The following is a 22,963-nucleotide window of genomic DNA, read 5'->3' as shown; positions in this document are numbered from 1 at the left end:
TATTTTATTTATATTTTTTTACATAAAAAACAAATAATTATAATAGTGGCACAAAATCAGCTTATAAGTATTCAACGTATCTAAGCAGCAATAATAAAACCCAATAGTTGGAGGACACATGTCACAATCGGTTTTAGATTTTATTAAAGAAAATGACGTTAAGTTCATTGATTTACGCTTTACTGACACAAAAGGTAAAGAGCAACATGTTTCTATTCCTCATCATCAAGTTGATGAAGACTTTTTTGAAGATGGAAAGATGTTTGACGGTTCTTCAATTGCTGGCTGGAAAGGCATCAACGAATCAGACATGGTGTTACTACCAGATGCAGATTCAATTAAACTTGACCCTTTCACAGAAGAAACAACACTAATCGTTCGTTGTGACGTGGTTGAACCTTCTACATTACAAGGTTACGAACGCGACCCTCGCTCAGTTGCTAAGCGCGCTGAAGAGTACATGCGCTCTACGGGTATTGCTGACACTGTTTTATTTGGCCCAGAACCAGAGTTTTTCGTATTTGACGACGTTAAATACAAATCTGACATGTCTGGTTCAATGTACAAAATTGATTCTAAGCAAGCAGCTTGGAACTCAGATAAAGAATATGCAGATGGCAATACAGGCCATCGCCCAGGTGTTAAAGGCGGTTACTTCCCAGTTGCACCTGTTGATGATTTCCAAGATTGGCGTTCTGCAACGTGCCTAGTTTTAGAAGAAATGGGTCAAGTTGTTGAAGCGCATCACCACGAAGTGGCGACTGCCGGTCAAAACGAAATTGCAACGCGTTTTAACACTATGGTGTTAAAGGCCGATGAAATCCAAGAAATGAAATATGTTATCCACAACATGGCTCACCTTTACGGTAAAACGGCAACGTTTATGCCTAAGCCGGTTGTTGGTGATAACGGTTCTGGTATGCACTGTCACCAGTCTTTAGCAAAAGATGGCGTAAACTTATTCGCAGGTGATAAATACGGCGGCCTTTCTGAAGATGCACTTTACTACATTGGCGGTATTATCAAACATGCTAAAGCGATCAACGCTTTTGCTAACGCGTCAACTAACTCGTACAAACGTTTAGTACCTGGTTTTGAAGCACCGGTAATGCTTGCATACTCGGCTCGTAACCGTTCGGCATCAATCCGTATTCCAGTGGTTCCATCTGCAAAAGGTCGTCGTATCGAAGTACGCTTCCCAGATCCAACAGCTAACCCATACCTTGCTTTCTCTGCAATGCTTATGGCTGGCCTTGACGGAATTAAAAACAAGATCCACCCTGGCGATGCTATGGACAAGGACTTATACGACTTACCAGCTGAAGAAGCGGCAGAAATTCCAACAGTAGCCTCATCATTAGATGAAGCATTAGCTGCGCTTGATTCAGACCGTGAATTCTTAAACCAAGGTGGTGTATTCACCAATGACCTAATCGATGCTTACATCGCACTTAAGTCAAAAGAAGTTGAAAAACTTAACATGACAACTCACCCAGTTGAGTTTGAAATGTACTACAGCTGTTAATTTATTAACCGATAAATAATGTGTGTTTTAAGCCCGCTTTGCGGGCTTTTTTTATGGTAAATTTAACGGTTCTACACTAAAGTGAAGTTAGTTTAAACAATGCAGGATAGCTGGATGGTAGGTAAGATTTTGTTGCTATTAATAGCTTTAATGTTAAGCCTTAATAGCCATGCGAGCGATAAAAAAATTTACGCATGGAAAGACAAAAATGGGGTGTTGGTTTTTTCAGATACTCCTCAGCCAGGCGCTAAAGAGGTTAAACTCACGAGCCAACATCTCAGCATGCCCGCTACAAACACCGATATTCTTGATACTGCTCCTACTAAAACAGCAGTAAAGTTTAGTATTAGTATTTCATCGCCTGAACCACACCAAACTATCAGGGAAAACACGGGCTCTGTGTATGTCTCTACCCGTATTGCCCCTCGATTTGAAGCTGGATTTACCATTGGTTTATTTTTAGATGGCGTTGCCATTGGTGCACCGAGCGATACGACAACACTGGCGTTAAGAGATGTGGAGCGAGGCCAACACACACTGCAAGTTAAACTTTATAATAAACAAAATCAGGTAATTGCAACCAGTCCTGAAAGTGTATTTTTTATGCACCGTAAAGGCCTTAACATAGGTCGATAATTACAATTAAGTACGCGTGTTTAGCGTATATTTTCTAAAAACCTTGCCTACCTTCCCAGGCGCACTAAAATGGTGCAATGATGATTAATAAAACACATTTTAGCCCAGAGCTACTGAATATAATTTGGCAAAACCAAACCACTGCCCTGATGTTACTTGATGAAAGCTTTCAGCTTATTTACGCTAACACCAGTGCCAGTGAATTACTTGGCTTAGGCGAAAAACGTTTGCTAGGACAAGCATTCGACGATTTATTTAACTACCATTCTATCGACTTAAAACGCATTGCACAGTACTCGTTAGTTGATGGTGTAGACTGCCACCAGCACAGGGCTGACGTGGTGTTTATCGATTCTCGCCATGCAAAATTAGCGGTGAGTACTCGGCGAATAAAACATAACGACACCTATTATATTTTATTTGAATGTCGACAAACCGATGACGAAATAAAACATGACCAAGTCTCAAATCAAATGCATCAATACCAAGCTGCACGTAACTTAATTCGCGGTTTAGCCCATGAAATTAAAAACCCGCTGGGTGGAATTCGCGGGGCGGCGCAATTATTGCAGTATGAGGGTGATCAACAAGAAAGAGATCAATGTGCAGAACTGATAATTGAACAAGCCGATCGGTTGCGTGAATTAGTTGATAGACTCCTTGGGCCTAACCAACTACCGCAAAAATCGTATGGCAATATACATCAAACATTAGAGTCGGTTGTTAAACTCAGTACGTTAGATAACAACCGCGATATTCGGTTAGTTAAAGACTACGACCCGAGTATTCCTGATGTCTATATTGATCAGAGCAAGGTTCAACAAGTGGTGCTTAATATTGTGCGTAATGCGCAACAGGCATTGGTGGATGGTGGCGAAATAAAAATAAAAACACGGATTAATTATCAGCATCGTCGTCCGGGAAAAGCCCCTAAAAAGGCATTGCTTATTCAAGTAATGGATAACGGCCCAGGTATTGATGCTAATTTACGCGACACCTTATTTTACCCTATGACCACTAATAAAGAAGGTGGCTCGGGACTTGGATTATCTATAGCGCAAACCTTGATTGATCAACATGATGGCTATATCGAATGCGATAGTTGGCCAGGACATACTGAATTTAATATTTATCTGCCATTTACAGATTAATACTTTGGAGTTTGCATGAAAACAGCTTGGCTTGTAGATGATGATGCCTCAATTCGCTTTGTACTAGAAAAAGCACTGACTCGCGCAGGGTTTGAAGTAGAAAGCTTTGCAGATGCGCAAAACGTTCTTAATGCACTAAAATTTAGTCAACCCAGTGTGTTAATTTCAGATGTAAGAATGCCGGGGATGGACGGGATGGCGTTACTTGAGCTGATAGCTGAGCAAACCCCTGGCCTACCCGTTATTATTATGACCGCACACTCTGATTTAGACTCAGCGGTTAATGCTTTTCAAAAAGGTGCGTTTGAGTACTTAGCTAAACCGTTTGATTTAAATGAAGCCGTTGCGCTAGTGGAAAGCGCCTATCGTGCTAATTCGACCAAAAAAACCAAACGAAAAACCGCCCCGCCAAAAAGTGCCCATATTATTGGCGAAGCCCCTGCTATGCAGGAAGTGTTTCGTGCCATAGGTAAGCTGTCAGCATCAAGTATGAGCGTACTCATCAACGGTGAGTCAGGAACCGGTAAAGAGTTGGTTGCCAGCGCCCTGCACAATCATAGCCCGCGTAAAGAAAACCAATTTATTGCTCTTAATATGGCCGCTATTCCTAAAGAGTTAGTTGAGTCTGAATTATTTGGCCATGAAAAAGGCGCTTTTACGGGGGCCGATAGCGTGCGTAAAGGGCGCTTTGAACAAGCCAATGGCGGTACCTTATTTTTGGATGAAATAGGTGATATGCCGCTTGATGTACAAACCCGCTTATTACGCGTATTAGCCGATGGCGAGTTTTATCGCGTTGGTGGCCATCAAAGTATAAAAGTGGATGTGCGCATTATTGCCGCCACTCACCAAAATTTAGAAGAGTTGGTAAAACAAGGTAAATTTAGAGATGACTTATTTCATCGTTTAAACGTGGTTCGCTTACGCTTGCCGGCTCTACGCGAGCGCCCCGAAGACATAGAACGCTTAGCGCTACACTTTTTACATAAAAGTGCAAAAGACCTGCAAGTAGATAGTAAAGTACTTAGCCCTAAAGCGATTAAACAACTGTGTTTATTTAATTGGCCAGGAAATGTTCGCCAGCTTGAAAACACCTGTCGATGGTTAACCGTAATGGCACCTGGAGAGCTGATTGGTGAGCAAGATTTACCCCCTGAAATTATTGATAATGCAGCCGCAACCCAAGAAGGCGATTGGCTAGATTCATTTCAGCAATGGCTTAATCAAGAGTTTAAACAAGGTAAAGAAAATATTTGGCCGGATATTCAAGCCCAGCTGGAAACCCGCTTAATAAAAACAGCACTCGCTAATTGTTCAGGCCATAAGCAAGAAGCCGCGGTAAAAATTGGTTGGGGTCGCAATACGTTGACCCGTAAATTAAAAGAGCGCAATATTAGCTGATATTTTATAAGGCTAGCGCCCTAGGTTATTGATGAAGTTAATTGAAAACATCCCTTTGTTTAAGCAAATGGAAATTATAAATCGCTTAGAATTCTTTAAAGAATTCACGCTTAATGAACGTCAAATTCTTTTAGAGTCATTTGGATTATTATACTTAGTAAGTAAAAATCAGTTTTTATTTAAAGAGTTTGATAATGACAAGCGACTGTTTATTGTCCTCAGTGGCTCCTTGATGGTGTTTAAGCATAATCACCTTCTAGAGCTAGGCAGCATAGAACCTGGTGAATTTATTGGTGAAGGCGCGTTTATTAATAACCGAGAGCGCAGCATTAATGCACGCGCCAAAGAAAATGCCATCGTACTGGCTATTACTGCCGATGCCCTTACCCGCCTACCTAATGTTATACGCGAAAAAATTAAAGACCGTATTATTGAAGGAATGAGCCTGCGCATAGCTAAACTAAGCGAACATATAGAAACCCACGGTTAAATCAGTCCATATAAACAATTTGTAGTGAGCAATCAAGCCAACCTGGGGTGTTAACGCTTGCGGTATATGTGTAGGTATCTGACGGCTTGGCGCCAAAGGGGGTATTTACAAGCGGCTGCGAATGACTGTATGTTTGCGAATAGTCTTTAAAATAAACAACAACATAACCATATAAATATTCCCAGTTTAACCTCACGATTGCGCCACTTGGTAATGTAAACTCAACAGCTTCATTTGCAAATTTGACTGCTAAATCATTGTATTTATCTTCGCTGCAATGAGTTGTTCTCAGCTGTTTAGGCATAACAAAATTTCTATTGGCATCAGCATTTTTTAAATAAAAGCCTATATTGCCATCACCATAAAAATGATTTGAACGACTTGTATAATTAACTTGTGGCGCGTACCCTAGCTCTTGCATTATAGCTGCAAGTTGCTCCGTCTCTTTGGGGTAAATTTTATCGCTTGAGAGTAGTAATGTGGCCTCACCAAAATCTGATGGGATTGCTAGTTCTACATATTCATAGGGAAGAGTTTGTGCATTTAGTGCAGCATCTAGCTGGTTGCGCTGTTCACCTTGCAAGTTTTCAATAAAAACATAAACAGTAGGTCGCTGGCACGCAGCTAATAAAAACACCAATACACATATTAAAATTCCATTTTTCATTATCACCCCCAATCGATTACAAACGTAGTCTATAAGGGGTGATTTAAAATGGCAATTTAATTTATTTGGTTATTTAACCATGCATCAACACTCTGGCGATTATAAAGTACTTCATTAAATAAACGATGTCGTTCAAATACCAGCTCGCTTTGTTTGGTTTTAAGCCCGCTGACTAACTGACTATGGGTGTCATTAAACTTGGAGATAACTGAAAAACCACGTTCAGTGTCTTCTTGTACCTGCTGAGCCAAATGCTTTCTAACATCATCAGCAGTTAACATATCTGAATTGTCTAAGCCCATTAGCTCTTTTTTCATCGCTAATCTTATGCCCATGTTTTACTCCACTGTTTATATTCAATCTCTTTTTACGACAGATATTGGCAATAAGCGCGCCAATGTGTAATTTTTTTCACGCGAAGTGTAGTCTTGAATTACTTCAGTTTTTTAAAGACAAATGAAAGAGGTAAAAAGTTTCATAAAAAATGCACAATCATCGCATCTAACAAACGCACTTTGGTGCAAAATAACCAGCTAGCCTTTATACTACAGCTAATGCCACCCCCACAGAGAAACATGATGAACGAAGAATATATAGAAATTGAATTAGAAGAAGAGCCTATAGAGCTTTGTAAATTATTAAAAGTATTAGATCTAGTTGAAGGTGGTGGCCAAGCAAAAAATCTAATTAGCGGTGGCTATGTGGGTGTTAACCATGAAATTTGTACAATTAAACGGAAAAAATTATACAGTGGCGATGTTCTTACATTTGATGGCGAGTTGTTCCAACTGACGCTAAGTGAAGATGCCACTCCTGCAGAGCGTCCTGTTATTGATGAAACAGTTACAGCAGAAAAAGCCGCGCCAGTAGCAACAACAGAGCCGGCTAAAAATAAGCGCAAACGTACTAAAAAACCTAAAGTGGATGAAAAAACGGGTCGTCGTCCTATTTCGTTTGGCTAACATTCGCTTACGTCATATGTATTATTAAAAGCCAGTTTGCATCACTGGCTTTTTTATTCTTTAATAGAATACCAATAATAAAAAATCGATGCTTACATGTCAGAAAACACTGCAAACCGCTGGATAAAACCCGTACTCATCACCGCCCTGTTATGGAATATATTAGGTGTTTTTGCATTTATCATGCAGCTATTATTAACACCCGAAATGGTAAGTAAACTCCCACAAGAACAACAACTTGCTTATAACAGCCAACCTCTATGGGCTACTTTAGCGTTTGCTATTGCAGTATTTGGCGGCGCATTAGGGTGCGTACTTTTATTATTCAAAAAGTCACTAGCCGCATTAACATTAATAATCTCTTTGGCAGCGGTTTTAGCTCAGCAATACTATAATTTTATAATTATTAATAGCATCAGCTTGTTTGGCGTTAGCGCTATTTTTATGCCTATTGCAGTGACCTTAATTGCGATTGCATTGGTGTATTTAAGTTTCCACTTAAAACAACTGGACTACTTTAAATAACACTTTTTTGAGTTTAGTTTTGTGGCCAATTATTACTCAGAGCATCCCTTGAATTTTAACTTTTGGCCTTCATCTCTATTTATATAACAGTCAAAAAAATTACACTGCATGGTATTTTTTTATCATGGTACACAGTTTGCAAACTACTACAGAGGTCACTTTTTCAAGAATATCAATCTAATTTATTGAAGGGACAAATAATGAAAAATAGTTTCGACACCCAACAACAGCTTACTATCAATGGCGAGCAATATCATATTAACTCGCTCATGGGACTTGGCGATAAAGCCAAACGCCTGCCTTTTTCGTTAAAAATATTACTAGAAAATTTATTGCGTAATGAAGATGGTGTGAATATTAAAGAGCAAGATATTCAGGCACTACTAGATTGGGATCCAAAGGCTAAGCCCTCGGCCGAAGTAGCCTTCACCCCTGCCCGCGTAGTAATGCAAGATTTTACCGGTGTCCCTGCTATTGTTGACTTAGCCGCCATGCGTGATGCGATGGAAAAACTTGGTGGCGATCCTGCAAAAATAAATCCGCTTTCTCCGGCTGAACTGGTGATCGATCACTCAGTACAAGTGGATGGTTACGGTAAAGATGGCTCATTCGACTTAAATTCAAAACTAGAATATGAACGTAATAAAGAGCGCTACGAGTTTTTACGTTGGGGTCAAACTGCATTTGATAATTTAAAAGTGGTGCCACCAGCCACAGGTATTGTCCATCAAGTAAATTTAGAGTATTTAGCCCGCGTAGTATTCAATGATACAAAAAACGGTAAATCGTTAGCCTATCCAGATACACTGGTTGGTACTGATTCTCACACAACCATGATCAACGGCCTAGGCGTACTCGGTTGGGGTGTAGGCGGTATTGAAGCCGAAGCCGCAATGCTTGGCCAACCTATTAGCCTACTTATTCCTCAGGTCGTTGGCGTTAAATTAAATGGCCGCTTACCTGAGGGCACTACAGCAACAGATTTAGTATTAACTGTTACTGAAATGCTACGAAATCATGGTGTGGTAGGTAAGTTTGTTGAGTTTTATGGTGACGGGCTTGCCGACTTACCACTGGCCGACAGAGCGACTATTGCCAACATGGCACCGGAATATGGCGCAACCTGTGGTATTTTCCCTATTGATGATGAAACGATTAATTACTTACGCTTAACTAATCGTGATGAAAAGCAGCTTAAACTGATTGAAGATTACGCAAAACATCAAGGTTTATGGCGTAATGATGGCGATGAAGCACATTATACCGATAAGCTAGAACTAAATTTAGATGATGTAGTACCAAGTCTTGCTGGCCCGAAACGTCCACAAGACAGAATCACACTGGATAAAGCCGGTGATGTTATTGGTCAACACTTAAAAGACTTCCAAGACGAGCGTATGGCACGTCGAGATAAAAGCGATGAAGAGCAAGCGCGTATTGAAAGTGAAGGCCCTACTACCAATCCTGACGAACCCACTGATGAAGCGCAGTTTATGGGCGCAGCAAAAGTTAACTTTAATGGCCAAGAGTTTGAATTAAACGATGGCGCCTGCGTCATTGCTGCAATCACAAGCTGTACTAATACCTCTAATCCAAGCGTAATTTTAGCGGCAGGATTAGTGGCTCAAAAAGCACGTCAATTAGGTATTAATGTAAAACCTTGGGTTAAAACGTCTTTAGCACCAGGTTCGCAGGTGGTTACCGATTACCTTGAAAAAGCAGGGTTAATGGATGATCTTGATGCGCTTGGTTTTAACTTAGTTGGTTATGGCTGTACCACCTGTATCGGTAACTCAGGCCCATTAGCGGATGAAATTTCAGAAGCTATTCAAAAACATAAACTAATTGTAAGCTCTATTTTGTCGGGTAACCGTAACTTTGAAGGGCGTATTCACCAAGACGTTAAAATGAACTTCCTCGCGTCGCCACCACTTGTAGTAGCTTATGCTATAGCAGGTAGAACCGATATTGATGTATACAACGAACCACTTGCGCAAGATAAGCATGGTAACGATATATACCTTAAAAATATTTGGCCAAGCGTTAAAGAAGTGAGTGAGCTTGTAAAAAATACGGTAACTAAAGAAATGTTCGAAAAAAGCTACGCCAATGTTTACGATGGCGACAGTCGCTGGCAAAAAATTCAAATACCTGATGGTAAGCTTTACGATTGGGATGCTGCCTCGACTTATATCAAAAAAGCGCCATTCTTTGATGGTATGAGTGTTGAACCGCCGGGGATCCCAAAAATAGAAGGTGCGCGCTGTCTAGCTAAACTAGGCGATTCAGTGACGACCGATCATATTTCACCAGCAGGTGCGATTAAAGCGGAGGCACCCGCAGGACTTTATCTACAAGAAAATGGGGTAGAAAAAGCACAGTTTAATTCTTATGGTTCTCGCCGTGGTAATCACGAAGTGATGATGCGTGGTACATTTGCTAATGTGCGCCTTAAAAACTTACTCGCCCCCGGTACTGAGGGCGGTGTCACTCGCACTCAACCTGACGATAAGCTAGAGAGTATTTATGATGCGGCAATGGCATATCAAGAGAGTGGAACACCATTAGTGGTTCTAGCAGGTAAAGAATATGGTACCGGCTCCTCACGAGATTGGGCTGCAAAAGGCTCATTACTACTCGGTATTAAAGCTGTGATAGCACAAAGCTATGAGCGTATTCACCGCTCGAACCTGATTGGTATGGGCGTATTACCTTTACAATTTAAAGAGGGTGAAAGCCATGAGTCATTGGGCTTAACGGGGCAAGAACAATTTGATATTCAAGGTTTATACGACAAAACCGACGAAGTCAGTGTCATTGCCACTAACAGTGAAGGTAAACAAGTTAGTTTTAGTGCCGATGTGCGTATTGATACTCCTAAAGAGTGGGATTACTACAAACATGGCGGGATTTTACAGTACGTATTACGCAATATGCTCGACTAACTAGCCATTAAACAGTAGTAGCTTAAAAGCCCAGCTCAGCAATGAGCTGGGCTTTTTTACATTCGCTATAGAGTAAATATTGATACACCCTTGCGCTAAATCAATGTTGCTCTATCAAGATACCATACACTAAGAAGACACGCTGCGCAGAGGTCGCCATGTCTTCAATAGTAATGATAAGACTACTTAAAACATCTATTTTGCTTGGGTTATGCCTGATTGTGACAGGCCATATATTAATTGTATCGAGCTACTTTACCAGCCAGTACGGTATTAAAGGCATTATTACTGCAGCAGCGTGCATTGCAATTGGTGTGTTTTTATCACTGCCAACTAAAATTTATTTAACCATATTATTAATGGAAGCAGAAAAGCGCTACTTGAAATCGCAGTAACCGTCTAGGGCTAAAAGCCGCTGAAACTTTCGACTTCTTTACTGCGTTGCTCAATTCTCTTTTTGGCTTTTTCAGCATCTTCAAACAACTTATTGATTGACTCACTGTTGTATATTTCAGGCGCTCGCTGAGGAAAAGGTTTTGCCGCAGATTTAGCACTGCCACTTAATATAGCCGTATCTTCGGCTACCACAACATTAATATCTGCGGGATCAAGATGCACTTCAATACTCTTGCCATTTTTATTTGGCACATCGGAGAAATGCCACTGCCCTTGCTCATCTTGCCACTTATAAATTTTACTTTGAGAGTCAGATGCTAACGGTGACGATGTGATTTTATCTCCTACTTTTTTAAGCTCAAGTGTGAGCTGTTCGAATGTATTAGATGAAAGCGCTACCACTTTATCTTTAATAGAAAAAGATTCATTTTTAATCAATGAGCTGGTGAGCCAAGGTTGCCCATTTGGCTTTTTAAGATAAAACAAAGAGATAAGAGCAATGACCATTACTGATATTGCTAAGTAGGTAAAGTATTTCATAGCGTTCCTGCTGTAAATTTAATCCTTTATTATCATTAATATAATAAAAAAACAGCAGTCAGGCAATTATTTTCCACAAAATAAAAACGCAGCTTTAGCTGCGTTTTTAAATTTATAGCTTTGAATAATAAGGTAATTAAATTCCATCACCATCAATATGCAAGCCACACTCACGGTTCAGCCCAAAAAAGCGGGTTTCTTCTTCGCTCATTCCTGGCTCTAATTTACGCGTAGTGTGTACATCACCCATAGACACATAACCTTGCTCCCATAATGGGTGGTATGGCAGATCATGTTTAGTGAGGTATTGGTACACATCACGATTATTCCACTCAATAATAGGGTACACTTTTACTGTACCCCGGCTTATTTCTAAAACTTGTTTTTCAGCACGGCTCGACGATTGATCTCGACGCAAGCCACTAAACCAAGTGCTCGCGTTAAGCTCTTTTAAAGCACGCGTCATTGGCTCTACTTTATTGAGCTGGTTGTATTGCTTAATACCTTCTTCACCAAGCTCCCATAGTTTTCCAAATTTAGCCTCTTGCCATGCAGGGCTCAACTGCGCTTTATACACTTTTAAATTAAGTGATAAACGCTCGCTCATCTGATCGATAAACTGATAGGTTTCTGGAAATAGATAACCCGTGTCTGTTAATACAACAGGTATATCGGGGCGCTGTGATGTCATTAAATGCAACATTACCGCTGCTTGAATACCAAAACTCGATGATAAAAACGCGGTGTCAGGCAAGTGCTCTAACGCCCATGCAACGCGCTGCTCAGCACTCATGTTAGCCAGCAAACCGTTCGCATCAGCTAACATAGCCTGTTGGCTTTGCTTATCTAGCTGTAATATGTTTTTAAATTCACTCATGGTCAATTTTAAACCTCACCAGCGCGGTGCGCTGCTTTTAAATTATGCGTAAAAATCGGTAACAGATACTTTTACTTCTGCAACAATACCCTTGCGAATAACAAAATCACCAAAGCATTCGCCTTCATTGCGCTCACTAACCCATTGCCCAATCAGCTTATCAAATGCCTCTAGGTAAACTTCTTCGCCCACATTTTCAAGATAAAGCTTAGGGATACGCGTACCCTCCGTATTCCCGCCAAGGTAAACATTGTACTTACCTGGGCCTTTACCTACTAATCCAGCTTCAGCTAGCATGGCACGACCACAGCCGTTAGGGCAACCAACCACACGCATAATAATGCTGTCATTTGGTACTCCATGCTTAGCCAATAAGCCTTCTATTTTTTCAATTAAACTCGGTAAGTAACGCTCGGCTTCAGCCATCGCTAAAGGACAAGTGGGCAGTGACACACACGCCATTGAGTTTTTACGTTGCTCAGTGTCTTTGTCATCAATCAAACCGTGTTCACGCGCTATTTTTTCAATGATTGCTTTTTGATCCGCAGGCACACCGGCAATAATTAAGTTTTGATTGGCGGTCATGCGAAAATCACCTTGATGAATTTCTGCAATCTTACGACACCCTGTTTTCAGTGGCTTATTGGGGTAATCTAAAATACGACCACTTTGAATAAAGAGCGTTAAGTGATGTTTACCGTCAATGCCTTCAACCCAACCAATACGATCCCCTCGATGAGTAAACTCATAAGGGCGGCTTGGTGCAAAACTCACACCTGCACGTTTTTCAACTTCTGCTTTAAATACATCGGACCCAACACGGTCAAGTGTGTATTTAGTTTTTGCGTTTTTACGGTTAGAACGATTACCCCAATCACGTTGCACAGACACTACGTGCTCAGCAATTTTTAAGGTATCTTCAAGGGCAATAAAACCAAAATCATCGGCTTTTCGTGGATACGTTGCAGTATCACCATGGGTCATGGCAAGGCCACCCCCTACTAGCACGTTAAAACCAACTAATTTACCGTTATCAGCAATCGCCACAAAGTTTAAGTCGTTTGCATGAACATCCACTTCATTATTTGGTGGAATTGTTACTGTGGTTTTAAACTTACGCGGTAAATAAGTTGAGCCTAAAATTGGCTCTTCTGTGGTTTCGCTTTTTTCGCCATTGAGCCAAATCTCTGCATACGCTTTGGTTTTAGGTAATAAGTGTTCAGAAATCTTTGCCGCCCACTCATACGCCTCCTGGTGTAACTCAGACTCAACAGGGTTAGTGGTACAAAGTACATTTCGGTTCACGTCACCGGCGGTTGCAATAGAATCAATACCCACGCTATTAAGTAATTGGTGCATACCTTTAATTTCAGGTTTTAATACACCATGAAACTGAAATGTTTGGCGCGTAGTTAAACGAATACTGCCATAGCTGGTTTTCTCCCCAGCAAACTTATCAATTGCTAACCATTGCTCGGGCTTAATAATGCCGCCAGGCATACGTGCACGCAGCATGACATTATGTAGTGGTTCTAGCTTTTGCTTAGCACGCTCAGGACGAATATCGCGGTCATCTTGCTGGTACATGCCATGAAAACGAATTAACTGGAAATTATCGGCAGTAAAACCACCGGTAATTTCATCTTTTAAATCTTGCGCTATAGTGCCGCGTAAAAAGTTACTTTCTCTTTTTAAACGTTCGTTATCAGAAAGCTTTACGGTTTTATCTTGTTCGCTCATTTTAAATCCTAAATTTGTTACAGTGACGGCTGTTAGCTTTAATAAAATAAACAACGTGCACTTAGTACACGTCTTTCTGATAGCGATTTGCGCTACGCAAATCTTTTAAGTATTGATCGGCTTCTTCATTACTTTTGCCGGTATTTTCTGTGATGATATCAATTAAGGCATTGTGTACATCTTTAGCCATACGGTTTGCATCGCCACACACATAAAAATGAGCACCCGCTTCTAACCAGTCAAATACTTCTTTTGAGTTTTTACGTAACTTATCTTGCACGTAAACTTTTTCTGCTTGATCACGGCTAAACGCCACATCGACTTTACTTAACAAGCCTGATTTTAAGTAACCTTGAATTTCTACTTGGTATAAAAAGTCTTGGGTAAAGTGTGGGTTACCAAAAAACAGCCAGTTTTTACCCGTAGCCTCTCGCGCATCACGCTCTTGTAAAAAGGCACGGAACGGTGCAATACCTGTACCTGGCCCTACCATGATGATCGGTGTGTCATCATTTACTGGTAAGCGGAAGTTGTCGTTATGTTCACTAAATACTTTTACTTTACAGCCTTCTTGCGCACGGCGTGCTAAATAGCCTGAACAGCCACCTAAATGCTCTGTGCCAAACGCTTCAAACTCAACCAATGCAATAGTTAAATGCACTTCGTCCTCAACCTCGCTTTGGCTAGAAGCAATTGAATATAAACGCGCTTGCAATTTACGTAGGCAATCAACCAGTGTTTGCGCCTCTAATTTAGCTGGGTTTTGTGCAACCACATCAAAAATTTGGCGAGGCTCAATGTATTCACGCATTGCGGCTTTATCTTCCACAAGCTTAAGAAGTTCAGGCGTGCCTGTAGCCGTGGCATATTTTTCGACAAAACCAGGGTACGATTGTGTCAGCTCTAGTTTTTCAATTAAGGCATCACGCACGCTGAGTTCTTCATCGCCAAGTTTAACGCGGCTATTTGGATCAATTTGTGTTTGCGTTAGTAGCTCATCTACACGGGCTTCATCATTTAAAAAGTAAATGCCTAATGAGTCACCCGGCGTATAGGTAATGTCAGACCCTTCAAGTGAAATTTCAACATGGCGTACATCTTTGGTTGAGTCACGACCGGTAATTTTTTGCACTAAGCTTAGCTCTGCCGCAAACGGGTTTTGCTTAGTGTATTGGCTAGCCGCTGTCGTGGGCGTGCCAAATGGCATTGATACAACTTGGCCGCCTGTGGCATCTTGCTGAGCTTTTAAATCTGGTTCAAACGCATTTAACGCGCCCTCAATCCAAGTGGCGGCTTCATCATCGTAATCAACGTCTAGGTCGGCACGTTGATACATAACCTCTGCACCGAGTTTAGTTAAACGCTCTTCAAAGTCTTTAGCGGTTTGACAGAAAAATTCATAGCTAGAATCACCTAAACCTAATACCGCGACTTTAACGCCATCAAGCTTTGGCGCTTTTTTGGTAATTAAAAATTCGTACAGTGTTTCGGCATCTTCAGGTGGCTCACCTTCACCATAAGTCGATACAACAACGGTTAAAAACTTTTCTTTTTTCAATGCGGTTGGCTTGTAATCTGACATGCTAACCAGCTTTGCAGCTAACCCACGAGATTCAGCTTGCTCTTTAAGCTTAGTCGCCACCGCTTTAGCGTTACCTGTTTGTGAACCATACAAAATAGTAAGTACTGCTGCCTCAGAGGTTGCTGGTGTACCTGCAATTGGCGCACCTAGCGCTGCTGAATTAGCATTAGCAGCCAAATAGCCGCTAACCCACGCTTGCTGAATTGGATTAAGCTCAGCCACTAAACCTTGTAGCTTTTGTACTTGCTCTTGCGAAAGCGGACTTGCTAGCGCATTGAGTTGACCTAACAACATGAATTTTTCCTCATAACCCTGAACGTTAAACACAATGCTTGTTCACATTGTTTAAAATGAGTGCCACCTCATTCAGAAGGTTCTGTTGAGGTTAATTGAGTATGCAGGATAGCCGTCTAAGCATAGATAAAAAAAGAATAGAATCTGCTTTGATATTCCATTTAGTTATTAATCTCGTTAAAAACCAGTGAAATTAACCTAAAGGGTTTTTATTGCCTTTTATGAAATTCTAATTTAACAATTTTGTAACCTTTATGATCTAATGTATATTGCTTAAAACTATAAAATAGGAACACCTATGTTACACGGCATATATAAAAACAAATTACTTTTGAGCGCGTTGTTATTGAGCTCTTTGCCTGCGATGGCTAATGTGGTTAATGGCAACTTTGAACAATGGACAGGCACCACCCCACAAGCATGGACGGTGATTGATAGCGGTATTAACGTATCTGCCAACAGCGCAGTCGTGAGTACAGGCTTACAAGCAGCAGCGATTAGTGTAAATACTGGCACACAAAGTAACACTGACTTTTTACAGCAAGTCGCGGTGGAAATGGGTGAAACTTATGAATTTTCAGTGGATGTGTATCATACCGAAGGTCATCTTAAGGCCCGTTTGTTCATAGATGGTTATCAAGGCTACTCAAACCCTGCTTTAACAAACCAGTGGCAAACCATAACTTACAGCTATACCGCTGATAGTAGTAAAACGATTGATGTCGGTTTACGCTTTTACGATACAAGCGGCTTTGATGGTAGTGAGTTAGTTTATGTTGATAACTTCTTACCTAATAATGACAGCGGCGGCGGTTATCCAAGCTGCGCAGATAACAGCCTTACTTTTAACCTAACCACAGATAACTATGGCGAAGAAACCAGTTGGCAAATAACACACAACCAAGCTGGTATAGTTGCAAGCGGCAGTGGTTATGCCGCAAATACCCAATACACCGAACAATTATGTTTAACCAATGGCGACTATACATTTACTATTAACGACAGCTACGGCGATGGTATTTGCTGTTCATATGGCAGTGGCAGCTACGCCTTGGATAATGAAGCCACATTGCTTGCCAGTGGATCAAGCTTTCAAGCAAGTGAGTCTACCGCATTCTCATTAGGTGCTACTCAGCCAACACCGACGCCAACCGGCTACTATGTGACAACTCAAGGCTTAACTGGCTACACGCTAAAAACTGAGCTTTATAACATTATTAATAACCATAACGCTCAAGGGTATTCTGCTATTTGGAGTTTTTACGACGCATCAGCACGCGATAAATACTTTGAAAATGATAACAGTATTTTAGATATGTACAGTGAAAAGCCAAATGGAGTTGATAGCTACACTTATACTGCTGTAAGCGATCAGTGTGGCACCTACAATAGCGAAGCCGATTGTTATAACCGCGAACATTCATTTCCTAAAAGCTGGTTTGGCGGCACCATAGAACCAATGAACTCTGATGTTCATCATATTTACGCCACTGACGGCTATGTAAATTCAAAGCGTAGCAACTTCCCGTTCGGTGAAGTGGCCAGCGCTACGTTTACTTCAACCAATGGCAGTCAATTAGGTTCTGCAAGTAGTGCGATTAATTACACTGGTACTGTATTTGAGCCTATTGATGAATTTAAAGGTGACTTTGCTCGTGCTTATTTTTACATGGCTACACGCTACCAAAACGTAATCGGCTCTTGGCAAAATAACACCACGGCTAGTAATGCCGTACTTAACGGCTCTAGTAACCAAGTATTTGAAAGCTGGGTTGTGGCCATGCTGTTAAAATGGCATAACAACGACCCCGTTAGCCAAATGGAATTAGACCGCAATCAAGCAGCGTTTGAATTTCAGGGAAATCGTAACCCGTATATCGACCACCCTGAATTTGTAGAAATGATTTGGTAAAAGGGCTTCGGGCTTCGGGCTTCGGGCTTCGGGCTTCGGGCTTCGGGCTTCGGGCTTCGCAGAAAAGCATATGCCTTTGCACTTGCAAAGGCTTTTCTTACGCCTATTTTATAATAATATTTTATTGCACTTAGGTTCGTAACACTCAACCCAAACTACGGCGCTATAATTTACTTCTGCCAGCTAAAGGCTGAAAGCTTACCGCTAAAAACTGCTCTAAACGTAAAAAGCCCCAGCTAATGCCGGGGCTTTTCATAAAACAGACTTAATTAAAAATTAAGCTTGTTTTGGACGTTCAACAACATCTACCAAAGTCCAAGATTTGTTCTTAGAGATTGGAGCGCATTCACGGATAGTAACTACGTCACCCGCTTTTGCAGTGTTATTTTCGTCATGTACGTGTAACTTAGTCGTACGTTTGATGAATTTCCCATAGATTGGGTGCTTCACGTAACGTGCGATAGCAACAGTGAAAGATTTTTCCATCTTGTCGCTGATTACACGGCCTTGAAGAGTACGAATTTTATCGCTCATTATTGACCTGCCTTCTGGTTAATAATTGTTTTTACACGCGCGATATCGCGACGTACTGTTCTTAGCGTGTGTGTCTGAGCTAACTGACCAGTGCTTGCTTGCATGCGCAGGTTAAACTGCTCACGAAGAAGACCTAGAAGTTCAGCATTTAGCTCTTCTACGCTTTTATCTTTTAGTTCGCTTGCTTTCATCACATTACCGTCCGAGTTACGAAAGTTGTTTTGAATGGCAGTTTACGAGCAGCAAGGTTAAACGCTTCACGAGCAAGCTCTTCTGAAACACCTTCCATTTCGTAAAGTACTTTACCAGGCTGAATTTCAGCAACCCAATATTCAACAGAACCTTTACCTTTACCCATACGAACTTCAAGAGGTTTTTCTGTGATCGGCTTGTCAGGGAAGACACGGATCCAGATTTTACCTTGACGTTTCACGTGACGCGTCATAGCACGACGAGCTGCTTCGATTTGACGAGCAGTCATGCGGCCACGACCAGTAGCTTTCAAACCGAAAGTACCGAAGCTTACTTTGTTACCGTTTTGCGCTAGACCACGGTTGCGGCCTTTATGCATTTTACGGAATTTTGTACGTTTTGGCTGTAACATTACTCGCTACCTCTACTTAGCACTTTTTTTGGCTTTCTTTGGTGCGCGTTTAGCTGGCTTCTCTTGCTCTTGTACTAGTGGTAAACCACCAATAACTTCGCCTTTGAAGATCCAAACTTTAACACCAATGATACCGTAAGTGGTTAAGGCTTCAGAAGTTGCGTAGTCGATATCAGCACGAAGAGTATGTAGAGGTACACGACCTTCACGATACCATTCTGAACGTGCGATTTCTGCGCCGCCAAGACGACCGCTAACTTCAACTTTAATCCCTTTAGAACCGATGCGCATTGCATTTTGTACCGAACGCTTCATAGCGCGACGGAACATAACACGACGCTCTAACTGAGAGGCAATGCCGTCTGCTACTAGTTGTGCATCTAGTTCTGGTTTACGTACTTCAGAAATATTAATCTGAGCAGGTACACCAGCGATTTTAGTTACCGCTTGACGTAATTTTTCTACGTCTTCGCCTTTTTTACCGATAACAACACCCGGACGAGCCGTGTGAATAGTTACTCGGATAGATTTTGCTGGACGCTCAATAACGATTTTAGACACAGAAGCCGCTTTCAATTCCTTAGTAAGGAATGTACGTACTTTGTGATCGCCAAAAAGCTGTGCAGAGAAATCTTTTGAATTCGCGTACCAGGTAGAAACCCAAGGTTTAGATATACCTAGGCGAATACCAGTAGGATGAACTTTTTGTCCCATTACTTATATCTCCTAGCTATCTGAAACCACAACAGTGATGTGGCTTGTACGCTTAAGGATGCGGTCTGCGCGTCCTTTAGCACGTGGCATAATACGTTTCATTGTTGGACCATCGTCCACAAAAATCGTTGTTACACGTAGCTCATCAATGTCAGCACCTTCGTTATGCTCTGCGTTAGCAATAGCAGACTCAAGTACTTTCTTAACTAATACAGCCGCTTTTTTCGGGCTGTACGCCAGGATTTCTAGTGCGCGATCGACAGGTAACCCGCGGATCTGATCTGCAACTAGACGTGCTTTTTGCGCCGAACCAGAGGCGAATTTATGTTTAGCTAATGCTTGCATTTATCTTCCCCTCTTAACGTTTCTTCGCTTTCTTATCCGCAGCATGGCCACGGTAAGTGCGAGTTGGTGCAAATTCACCTAGTTTGTGACCGATCATTTCGTCAGAAACGAAAACTGGTACATGCTGGCGACCATTATGGACAGCAATGGTCAATCCGATCATGTTAGGTATGATCATTGAACGACGGCTCCAAGTTTTAATTGGCTTCTTTTCACCGCTTTCCAAAGCTTTCTCTACCTTCTTCAGCAAGTGTAGGTCTATAAAAGGACCCTTCTTGAGAGAGCGTGGCATGGCTATTCCTCAATATTACTTAGTACGACGACGTACTATAAATTTATCCGTACGCTTGTTCTTACGCGTCTTAGCACCTTTAGTCGGCTTACCCCATGGAGACACAGGATGACGACCACCAGATGTACGACCTTCACCACCACCGTGTGGGTGATCAACCGGGTTCATGGCAACACCACGAACTGTCGGACGAATACCACGCCAGCGATTTGCACCTGCTTTACCAAGTGAACGAAGCATATGCTCAGCATTGCCTACTTCACCTAGTGTCGCACGACAATCAGATTCAACTTTACGAACTTCGCCTGAACGAAGACGTAATGTTACATATTGACCATCACGTGCAAGGATTTGAACGTATGCACCAGCAGAACGTGCAATTTGAGCACCTTTACCTGGTTTAAGTTCTACGTTGTGAACAGTCGAACCTACAGGCATATTACGCATTGGTAATGCATTACCAGGTTTGATTGGTGCATCAACACCAGACTGGATTGCATCGCCAGCTTTTAAGCCTTTTGGTGCGATAATGTAACGACGCTCACCGTCTGCATATAATACAAGAGCGATGTTTGCGCTACGATTTGGATCATATTCTAAACGCTCAACAGTGGCTGGAATGCCATCTTTAGTACGTTTAAAATCGATTAAACGGTAATGCTGCTTATGACCACCACCGATATGACGAACCGTAATACGACCATTGTTATTACGACCACCTGATTTAGAGTTTTTCTCTAATAGTGGTGCGTAAGGTTTACCCTTATGTAAATCTGGGTTAACCACTTTAACTAGGTGACGACGACCCGCAGAAGTTGGCTTACACTTTTGAAGTGCCATAATTCTAACTCCCCTTATTACTCGGCGCCGCCGACAAAGTCCAGCTCGCTACCTTCTTTAAGAGTAACGTAAGCTTTCTTCCAGTCGCTACGACGACCGAAACGCATGCCAGTACGTTTTGTTTTACCCTTAACGTTAAGTGTGCGAACACCAGTTACTTCTACTTCAAAAAGCTTCTCAACTGCCGCTTTAACTTCAGCTTTAGTTGCGTCATTTGCTACTTTGAAAACAATCGTGTTGTTTTCTTCAGCAGCGATTGTGCTTTTTTCAGAGATGTGTGGAGCAAGGATCACTTTTAAAAGACGTTCTTCACGGATCATGCTAGCGCCTCCTCAAGTTGCTTAACAGCAGCAGCTGTAATTAGTACCTTGTCGAAAGCAATTAAGCTTACAGGATCGATACCAGCTACATCACGTGTGTCAACCTTGTACAGGTTACGTGCCGATAAGAAAAGATTTTCATCTACTTCTTCAGTCACGATAAGAACATCTTTAAGCTCAAGTTCTTTAAGCTTAGCAACTAGTTCTTTAGTTTTTGGTGCTTCAAGACCAAAACTTTCAACAACGATTAAACGCTCTTGACGAACTAATTCAGATAAGATGCTTTTGATCGCACCGCGGTACATTTTACGGTTTACTTTTTGGCTGTGGTCTTGTGGTTTAGCTGCGAAGCTAACGCCACCTGAACGCCAAATTGGACTACGGATTGTACCAGCACGTGCACGGCCAGTACCTTTTTGAGCCCATGGTTTTTTACCACCACCGCTTACTTCAGAACGTGTCTTCTGAGCACGAGTACCTTGACGAGCACCTGCTGCGTATGCAACAACTACTTGGTGTACTAATGCTTCGTTAAACTCACGTCCAAAAGTAGCTTCAGAAACTTCAAGAGCGCCAGAAGCGTCTTTAATTGCTAATTCCATCACTAAATCTCCAGGACTTATGCTTTAACAGCTGGTTTAACGATAACGTCACCGCCGATAGCGCCAGGTACTGCACCTTTAACTAAAAGCAGGTTACGCTCAGCGTCAACGCGAACTAGTTCAAGGTTCTGAGTTGTTACTTGCTCATTACCCATTTGACCGGCCATTTTCTTACCTTTAAACACCTTACCAGGTGATTGGTTTTGACCGATTGAACCAGGAGCACGGTGAGATAGAGAGTTACCATGTGTAGCGTCTTGCATGCTGAAATTCCAGCGCTTAACACCACCTTGGAAACCTTTACCTTTAGAAGTACCGGTTACGTCAACTTTGTTGATTTCGTTGAATAATTCAACCGTAAGCTCTGCGCCTACTTCAAAATCGCCTTCACCACCATTTAGGCGGAATTCCCACAGACCGCGACCCGCTTCAACACCAGCTTTAGCGAAGTGACCCGCTGTTGCTTTGTTTACACGGCTTGCTTTTTTAGTGCCTGCGGTTACTTGAAGCGCGTTATAACCGTCTGTTGCGTCAGATTTGATCTGAGCAATGCGGTTAGGAGTCGCTTCAATAACTGTCACAGGGATAGATACACCATCTTCAGTGAAGATACGTGTCATACCCACTTTACGACCGACTAGACCTAATGCCATTTTCCTAAAACCTCTCTAATCTTCCGATTAACCCAGGCTGATTTGAACATCAACACCAGCAGCAAGGTCTAAACGCATAAGTGCGTCTACAGTCTTGTCAGTTGGTTCTACGATGTCGATCAGACGTTTATGGGTGCGGATCTCGTACTGATCACGCGCGTCTTTATTAACGTGCGGTGATGTAAGTACAGTAAAACGTTCAAAGCGTGTAGGTAGTGGAATTGGACCACGTACTTGTGCGCCAGTGCGTTTCGCAGTTTCCACGATTTCCGCCGTTGATTGGTCAATCAAACGGTGGTCAAAAGCTTTTAGGCGAATACGAATGCGTTGATTTGACATTCTTAAACCTCAATATAAAGAGCATTTAAAGAGCATAAAAAAACGACCGAAACAATCTTAATAATTAAGATGCCGGT

Annotated in this window: 27 protein-coding genes; 10 read left to right on the top strand and 17 right to left on the bottom strand. The window is 41.8% G+C overall.

Annotation, left to right across the window (positions count from 1 at the left end; genetic code table 11):
• Positions 1–118: 118 nt before the first annotated feature.
• From glnA to PISS_RS00910, 5 genes are all read left to right on the top strand, one after another.
• Positions 119–1,525 (top strand): glutamate--ammonia ligase, encoded by a 1,407-nt coding sequence (glnA, locus tag PISS_RS00930; RefSeq protein ID WP_013463795.1) that lies wholly within the window; start codon positions 119–121, stop codon positions 1,523–1,525.
• 114 nt (positions 1,526–1,639) lie between these two features.
• Positions 1,640–2,161 carry a DUF4124 domain-containing protein gene (locus PISS_RS00925; RefSeq protein WP_058154005.1) on the top strand — a complete coding sequence of 174 codons (522 nt, stop codon included), beginning with the start codon at positions 1,640–1,642 and terminating at the stop codon, positions 2,159–2,161.
• 80 nt (positions 2,162–2,241) lie between these two features.
• Positions 2,242–3,312, top strand: coding sequence for a nitrogen regulation protein NR(II) (glnL, locus tag PISS_RS00920; protein WP_013463793.1), 1,071 nt, complete (start codon positions 2,242–2,244; stop codon positions 3,310–3,312).
• Positions 3,313–3,327: 15 nt separating this feature from the next.
• Positions 3,328–4,713 (top strand): nitrogen regulation protein NR(I), encoded by a 1,386-nt coding sequence (gene ntrC, locus PISS_RS00915; protein WP_008108382.1) that lies wholly within the window; start codon positions 3,328–3,330, stop codon positions 4,711–4,713.
• Between the two features lie 31 nt (positions 4,714–4,744).
• A complete protein-coding gene (locus tag PISS_RS00910; RefSeq protein ID WP_058154004.1) occupies positions 4,745–5,203 on the top strand; it encodes a Crp/Fnr family transcriptional regulator in 459 nt (152 codons plus the stop codon).
• 1 nt (position 5,204) lies between these two features.
• Here the strand turns inward: PISS_RS00910 and PISS_RS00905 are convergent, their stop codons facing one another.
• Positions 5,205–5,870 (bottom strand): hypothetical protein, encoded by a 666-nt coding sequence (locus PISS_RS00905; protein WP_013463791.1) that lies wholly within the window; start codon positions 5,868–5,870, stop codon positions 5,205–5,207.
• A 56-nt stretch (positions 5,871–5,926) separates the two neighbouring features.
• The gene (locus PISS_RS00900) at positions 5,927–6,205 is read right to left on the bottom strand and encodes a hypothetical protein (protein WP_013463790.1); all 279 of its coding nucleotides are present in this window, start codon (positions 6,203–6,205) and stop codon (positions 5,927–5,929) included.
• Between the two features lie 243 nt (positions 6,206–6,448).
• On the opposite strand from PISS_RS00900, the gene PISS_RS00895 reads away from it, so the two are divergent.
• The 4 genes from PISS_RS00895 (at position 6,449) to PISS_RS00880 (ending at position 10,697) form a co-directional block, all read left to right on the top strand.
• The gene (locus PISS_RS00895) at positions 6,449–6,832 is read left to right on the top strand and encodes an RNA-binding S4 domain-containing protein (protein ID WP_013463789.1); all 384 of its coding nucleotides are present in this window, start codon (positions 6,449–6,451) and stop codon (positions 6,830–6,832) included.
• A gap of 96 nt (positions 6,833–6,928) precedes the next feature.
• Positions 6,929–7,357, top strand: a complete 429-nt coding sequence (locus PISS_RS00890; protein ID WP_058154001.1) for a hypothetical protein — start codon at positions 6,929–6,931, stop codon at positions 7,355–7,357.
• A gap of 200 nt (positions 7,358–7,557) precedes the next feature.
• Positions 7,558–10,302: an aconitate hydratase AcnA gene (gene acnA, locus PISS_RS00885; protein WP_096040821.1), complete on the top strand. Its 2,745-nt coding sequence runs from the start codon at positions 7,558–7,560 to the stop codon at positions 10,300–10,302.
• A 158-nt stretch (positions 10,303–10,460) separates the two neighbouring features.
• Positions 10,461–10,697: a hypothetical protein gene (locus tag PISS_RS00880; RefSeq protein WP_013463786.1), complete on the top strand. Its 237-nt coding sequence runs from the start codon at positions 10,461–10,463 to the stop codon at positions 10,695–10,697.
• 10 nt (positions 10,698–10,707) lie between these two features.
• On the opposite strand, the gene PISS_RS00875 is transcribed toward PISS_RS00880, so the two are convergent.
• From PISS_RS00875 to PISS_RS00860, 4 genes are all read right to left on the bottom strand, one after another.
• Positions 10,708–11,238, bottom strand: coding sequence for a DUF4124 domain-containing protein (locus PISS_RS00875; RefSeq protein WP_013463785.1), 531 nt, complete (start codon positions 11,236–11,238; stop codon positions 10,708–10,710).
• A 136-nt stretch (positions 11,239–11,374) separates the two neighbouring features.
• A complete protein-coding gene (locus tag PISS_RS00870) occupies positions 11,375–12,115 on the bottom strand; it encodes a phosphoadenylyl-sulfate reductase (RefSeq protein WP_013463784.1) in 741 nt (246 codons plus the stop codon).
• Between the two features lie 42 nt (positions 12,116–12,157).
• The gene (cysI, locus tag PISS_RS00865) at positions 12,158–13,855 is read right to left on the bottom strand and encodes an assimilatory sulfite reductase (NADPH) hemoprotein subunit (RefSeq protein ID WP_028835920.1); all 1,698 of its coding nucleotides are present in this window, start codon (positions 13,853–13,855) and stop codon (positions 12,158–12,160) included.
• A 61-nt stretch (positions 13,856–13,916) separates the two neighbouring features.
• A complete protein-coding gene (locus PISS_RS00860) occupies positions 13,917–15,731 on the bottom strand; it encodes an assimilatory sulfite reductase (NADPH) flavoprotein subunit (protein ID WP_058154000.1) in 1,815 nt (604 codons plus the stop codon).
• A 298-nt stretch (positions 15,732–16,029) separates the two neighbouring features.
• Between PISS_RS00860 and PISS_RS00855 the strand changes: the two genes are divergently transcribed.
• A complete protein-coding gene (locus PISS_RS00855; protein ID WP_058153998.1) occupies positions 16,030–17,643 on the top strand; it encodes an endonuclease in 1,614 nt (537 codons plus the stop codon).
• Positions 17,644–17,919: 276 nt separating this feature from the next.
• Here PISS_RS00855 and rpsQ read toward each other — a convergent pair whose 3' ends face one another.
• From rpsQ to rpsJ, 11 genes are read right to left on the bottom strand one after another with little or no spacing between them, the layout of a single operon-like run.
• On the bottom strand, positions 17,920–18,177 hold the full coding sequence (gene rpsQ / locus PISS_RS00850) for a 30S ribosomal protein S17 (protein ID WP_013463780.1): 258 nt from the start codon (positions 18,175–18,177) through the stop codon (positions 17,920–17,922).
• Positions 18,177–18,368 carry a 50S ribosomal protein L29 gene (gene rpmC / locus PISS_RS00845; RefSeq protein WP_004588692.1) on the bottom strand — a complete coding sequence of 64 codons (192 nt, stop codon included), beginning with the start codon at positions 18,366–18,368 and terminating at the stop codon, positions 18,177–18,179. The genes rpsQ and rpmC overlap by 1 nt, the downstream gene beginning before the upstream one ends.
• The gene (gene rplP / locus PISS_RS00840) at positions 18,368–18,781 is read right to left on the bottom strand and encodes a 50S ribosomal protein L16 (RefSeq protein WP_008108352.1); all 414 of its coding nucleotides are present in this window, start codon (positions 18,779–18,781) and stop codon (positions 18,368–18,370) included. Before rplP ends, rpmC begins: the two co-directional genes overlap by 1 nt.
• Before the next feature lie 12 nt (positions 18,782–18,793).
• Positions 18,794–19,495: a 30S ribosomal protein S3 gene (gene rpsC / locus PISS_RS00835; RefSeq protein WP_008108350.1), complete on the bottom strand. Its 702-nt coding sequence runs from the start codon at positions 19,493–19,495 to the stop codon at positions 18,794–18,796.
• 12 nt (positions 19,496–19,507) lie between these two features.
• Positions 19,508–19,840 (bottom strand): 50S ribosomal protein L22, encoded by a 333-nt coding sequence (gene rplV, locus PISS_RS00830; RefSeq protein ID WP_004588690.1) that lies wholly within the window; start codon positions 19,838–19,840, stop codon positions 19,508–19,510.
• A 13-nt stretch (positions 19,841–19,853) separates the two neighbouring features.
• Positions 19,854–20,132 (bottom strand): 30S ribosomal protein S19, encoded by a 279-nt coding sequence (gene rpsS / locus PISS_RS00825; RefSeq protein ID WP_004588689.1) that lies wholly within the window; start codon positions 20,130–20,132, stop codon positions 19,854–19,856.
• A gap of 15 nt (positions 20,133–20,147) precedes the next feature.
• A complete protein-coding gene (gene rplB / locus PISS_RS00820; protein WP_007376192.1) occupies positions 20,148–20,972 on the bottom strand; it encodes a 50S ribosomal protein L2 in 825 nt (274 codons plus the stop codon).
• Between the two features lie 17 nt (positions 20,973–20,989).
• Positions 20,990–21,292 carry a 50S ribosomal protein L23 gene (gene rplW, locus PISS_RS00815; protein ID WP_008108343.1) on the bottom strand — a complete coding sequence of 101 codons (303 nt, stop codon included), beginning with the start codon at positions 21,290–21,292 and terminating at the stop codon, positions 20,990–20,992.
• Positions 21,289–21,894 (bottom strand): 50S ribosomal protein L4, encoded by a 606-nt coding sequence (gene rplD / locus PISS_RS00810; protein ID WP_008108340.1) that lies wholly within the window; start codon positions 21,892–21,894, stop codon positions 21,289–21,291. Before rplD ends, rplW begins: the two co-directional genes overlap by 4 nt.
• A 17-nt stretch (positions 21,895–21,911) precedes the next feature.
• Entirely contained in the window at positions 21,912–22,547 is a 636-nt protein-coding gene (gene rplC / locus PISS_RS00805) for a 50S ribosomal protein L3 (protein ID WP_008108338.1), read from the bottom strand.
• A 27-nt stretch (positions 22,548–22,574) separates the two neighbouring features.
• Positions 22,575–22,886: a 30S ribosomal protein S10 gene (rpsJ, locus tag PISS_RS00800; protein WP_002957900.1), complete on the bottom strand. Its 312-nt coding sequence runs from the start codon at positions 22,884–22,886 to the stop codon at positions 22,575–22,577.
• Positions 22,887–22,963: the final 77 nt, after the last annotated feature.

Source organism: Pseudoalteromonas issachenkonii (assembly GCF_002310795.1).
GTDB lineage: Bacteria > Pseudomonadota > Gammaproteobacteria > Enterobacterales > Alteromonadaceae > Pseudoalteromonas > Pseudoalteromonas tetraodonis.
Note: the sequence above shows the minus strand (reverse complement) of the source record. Positions and strands in the feature narration are given on the sequence as shown.

Bases quoted from the DNA above. Each gene is read 5' to 3' on its own strand.
- glnA (WP_013463795.1), top strand. From the start codon at position 119: ATGTCACAATCGGTTTTAGATTTTATTAAAGAAAATGACGTTAAGTTC.
- PISS_RS00925 (WP_058154005.1), top strand. From the start codon at position 1,640: ATGGTAGGTAAGATTTTGTTGCTATTAATAGCTTTAATGTTAAGCCTT.
- glnL (WP_013463793.1), top strand. From the start codon at position 2,242: ATGATTAATAAAACACATTTTAGCCCAGAGCTACTGAATATAATTTGG.
- ntrC (WP_008108382.1), top strand. From the start codon at position 3,328: ATGAAAACAGCTTGGCTTGTAGATGATGATGCCTCAATTCGCTTTGTA.
- PISS_RS00910 (WP_058154004.1), top strand. From the start codon at position 4,745: ATGAAGTTAATTGAAAACATCCCTTTGTTTAAGCAAATGGAAATTATA.
- PISS_RS00905 (WP_013463791.1), bottom strand. From the start codon at position 5,870: ATGAAAAATGGAATTTTAATATGTGTATTGGTGTTTTTATTAGCTGCG.
- PISS_RS00900 (WP_013463790.1), bottom strand. From the start codon at position 6,205: ATGGGCATAAGATTAGCGATGAAAAAAGAGCTAATGGGCTTAGACAAT.
- PISS_RS00895 (WP_013463789.1), top strand. From the start codon at position 6,449: ATGAACGAAGAATATATAGAAATTGAATTAGAAGAAGAGCCTATAGAG.
- PISS_RS00890 (WP_058154001.1), top strand. From the start codon at position 6,929: ATGTCAGAAAACACTGCAAACCGCTGGATAAAACCCGTACTCATCACC.
- acnA (WP_096040821.1), top strand. From the start codon at position 7,558: ATGAAAAATAGTTTCGACACCCAACAACAGCTTACTATCAATGGCGAG.
- PISS_RS00880 (WP_013463786.1), top strand. From the start codon at position 10,461: ATGTCTTCAATAGTAATGATAAGACTACTTAAAACATCTATTTTGCTT.
- PISS_RS00875 (WP_013463785.1), bottom strand. From the start codon at position 11,238: ATGAAATACTTTACCTACTTAGCAATATCAGTAATGGTCATTGCTCTT.
- PISS_RS00870 (WP_013463784.1), bottom strand. From the start codon at position 12,115: ATGAGTGAATTTAAAAACATATTACAGCTAGATAAGCAAAGCCAACAG.
- cysI (WP_028835920.1), bottom strand. From the start codon at position 13,855: ATGAGCGAACAAGATAAAACCGTAAAGCTTTCTGATAACGAACGTTTA.
- PISS_RS00860 (WP_058154000.1), bottom strand. From the start codon at position 15,731: ATGTTGTTAGGTCAACTCAATGCGCTAGCAAGTCCGCTTTCGCAAGAG.
- PISS_RS00855 (WP_058153998.1), top strand. From the start codon at position 16,030: ATGTTACACGGCATATATAAAAACAAATTACTTTTGAGCGCGTTGTTA.
- rpsQ (WP_013463780.1), bottom strand. From the start codon at position 18,177: ATGAGCGATAAAATTCGTACTCTTCAAGGCCGTGTAATCAGCGACAAG.
- rpmC (WP_004588692.1), bottom strand. From the start codon at position 18,368: ATGAAAGCAAGCGAACTAAAAGATAAAAGCGTAGAAGAGCTAAATGCT.
- rplP (WP_008108352.1), bottom strand. From the start codon at position 18,781: ATGTTACAGCCAAAACGTACAAAATTCCGTAAAATGCATAAAGGCCGC.
- rpsC (WP_008108350.1), bottom strand. From the start codon at position 19,495: ATGGGACAAAAAGTTCATCCTACTGGTATTCGCCTAGGTATATCTAAA.
- rplV (WP_004588690.1), bottom strand. From the start codon at position 19,840: ATGCAAGCATTAGCTAAACATAAATTCGCCTCTGGTTCGGCGCAAAAA.
- rpsS (WP_004588689.1), bottom strand. From the start codon at position 20,132: ATGCCACGCTCTCTCAAGAAGGGTCCTTTTATAGACCTACACTTGCTG.
- rplB (WP_007376192.1), bottom strand. From the start codon at position 20,972: ATGGCACTTCAAAAGTGTAAGCCAACTTCTGCGGGTCGTCGTCACCTA.
- rplW (WP_008108343.1), bottom strand. From the start codon at position 21,292: ATGATCCGTGAAGAACGTCTTTTAAAAGTGATCCTTGCTCCACACATC.
- rplD (WP_008108340.1), bottom strand. From the start codon at position 21,894: ATGGAATTAGCAATTAAAGACGCTTCTGGCGCTCTTGAAGTTTCTGAA.
- rplC (WP_008108338.1), bottom strand. From the start codon at position 22,547: ATGGCATTAGGTCTAGTCGGTCGTAAAGTGGGTATGACACGTATCTTC.
- rpsJ (WP_002957900.1), bottom strand. From the start codon at position 22,886: ATGTCAAATCAACGCATTCGTATTCGCCTAAAAGCTTTTGACCACCGT.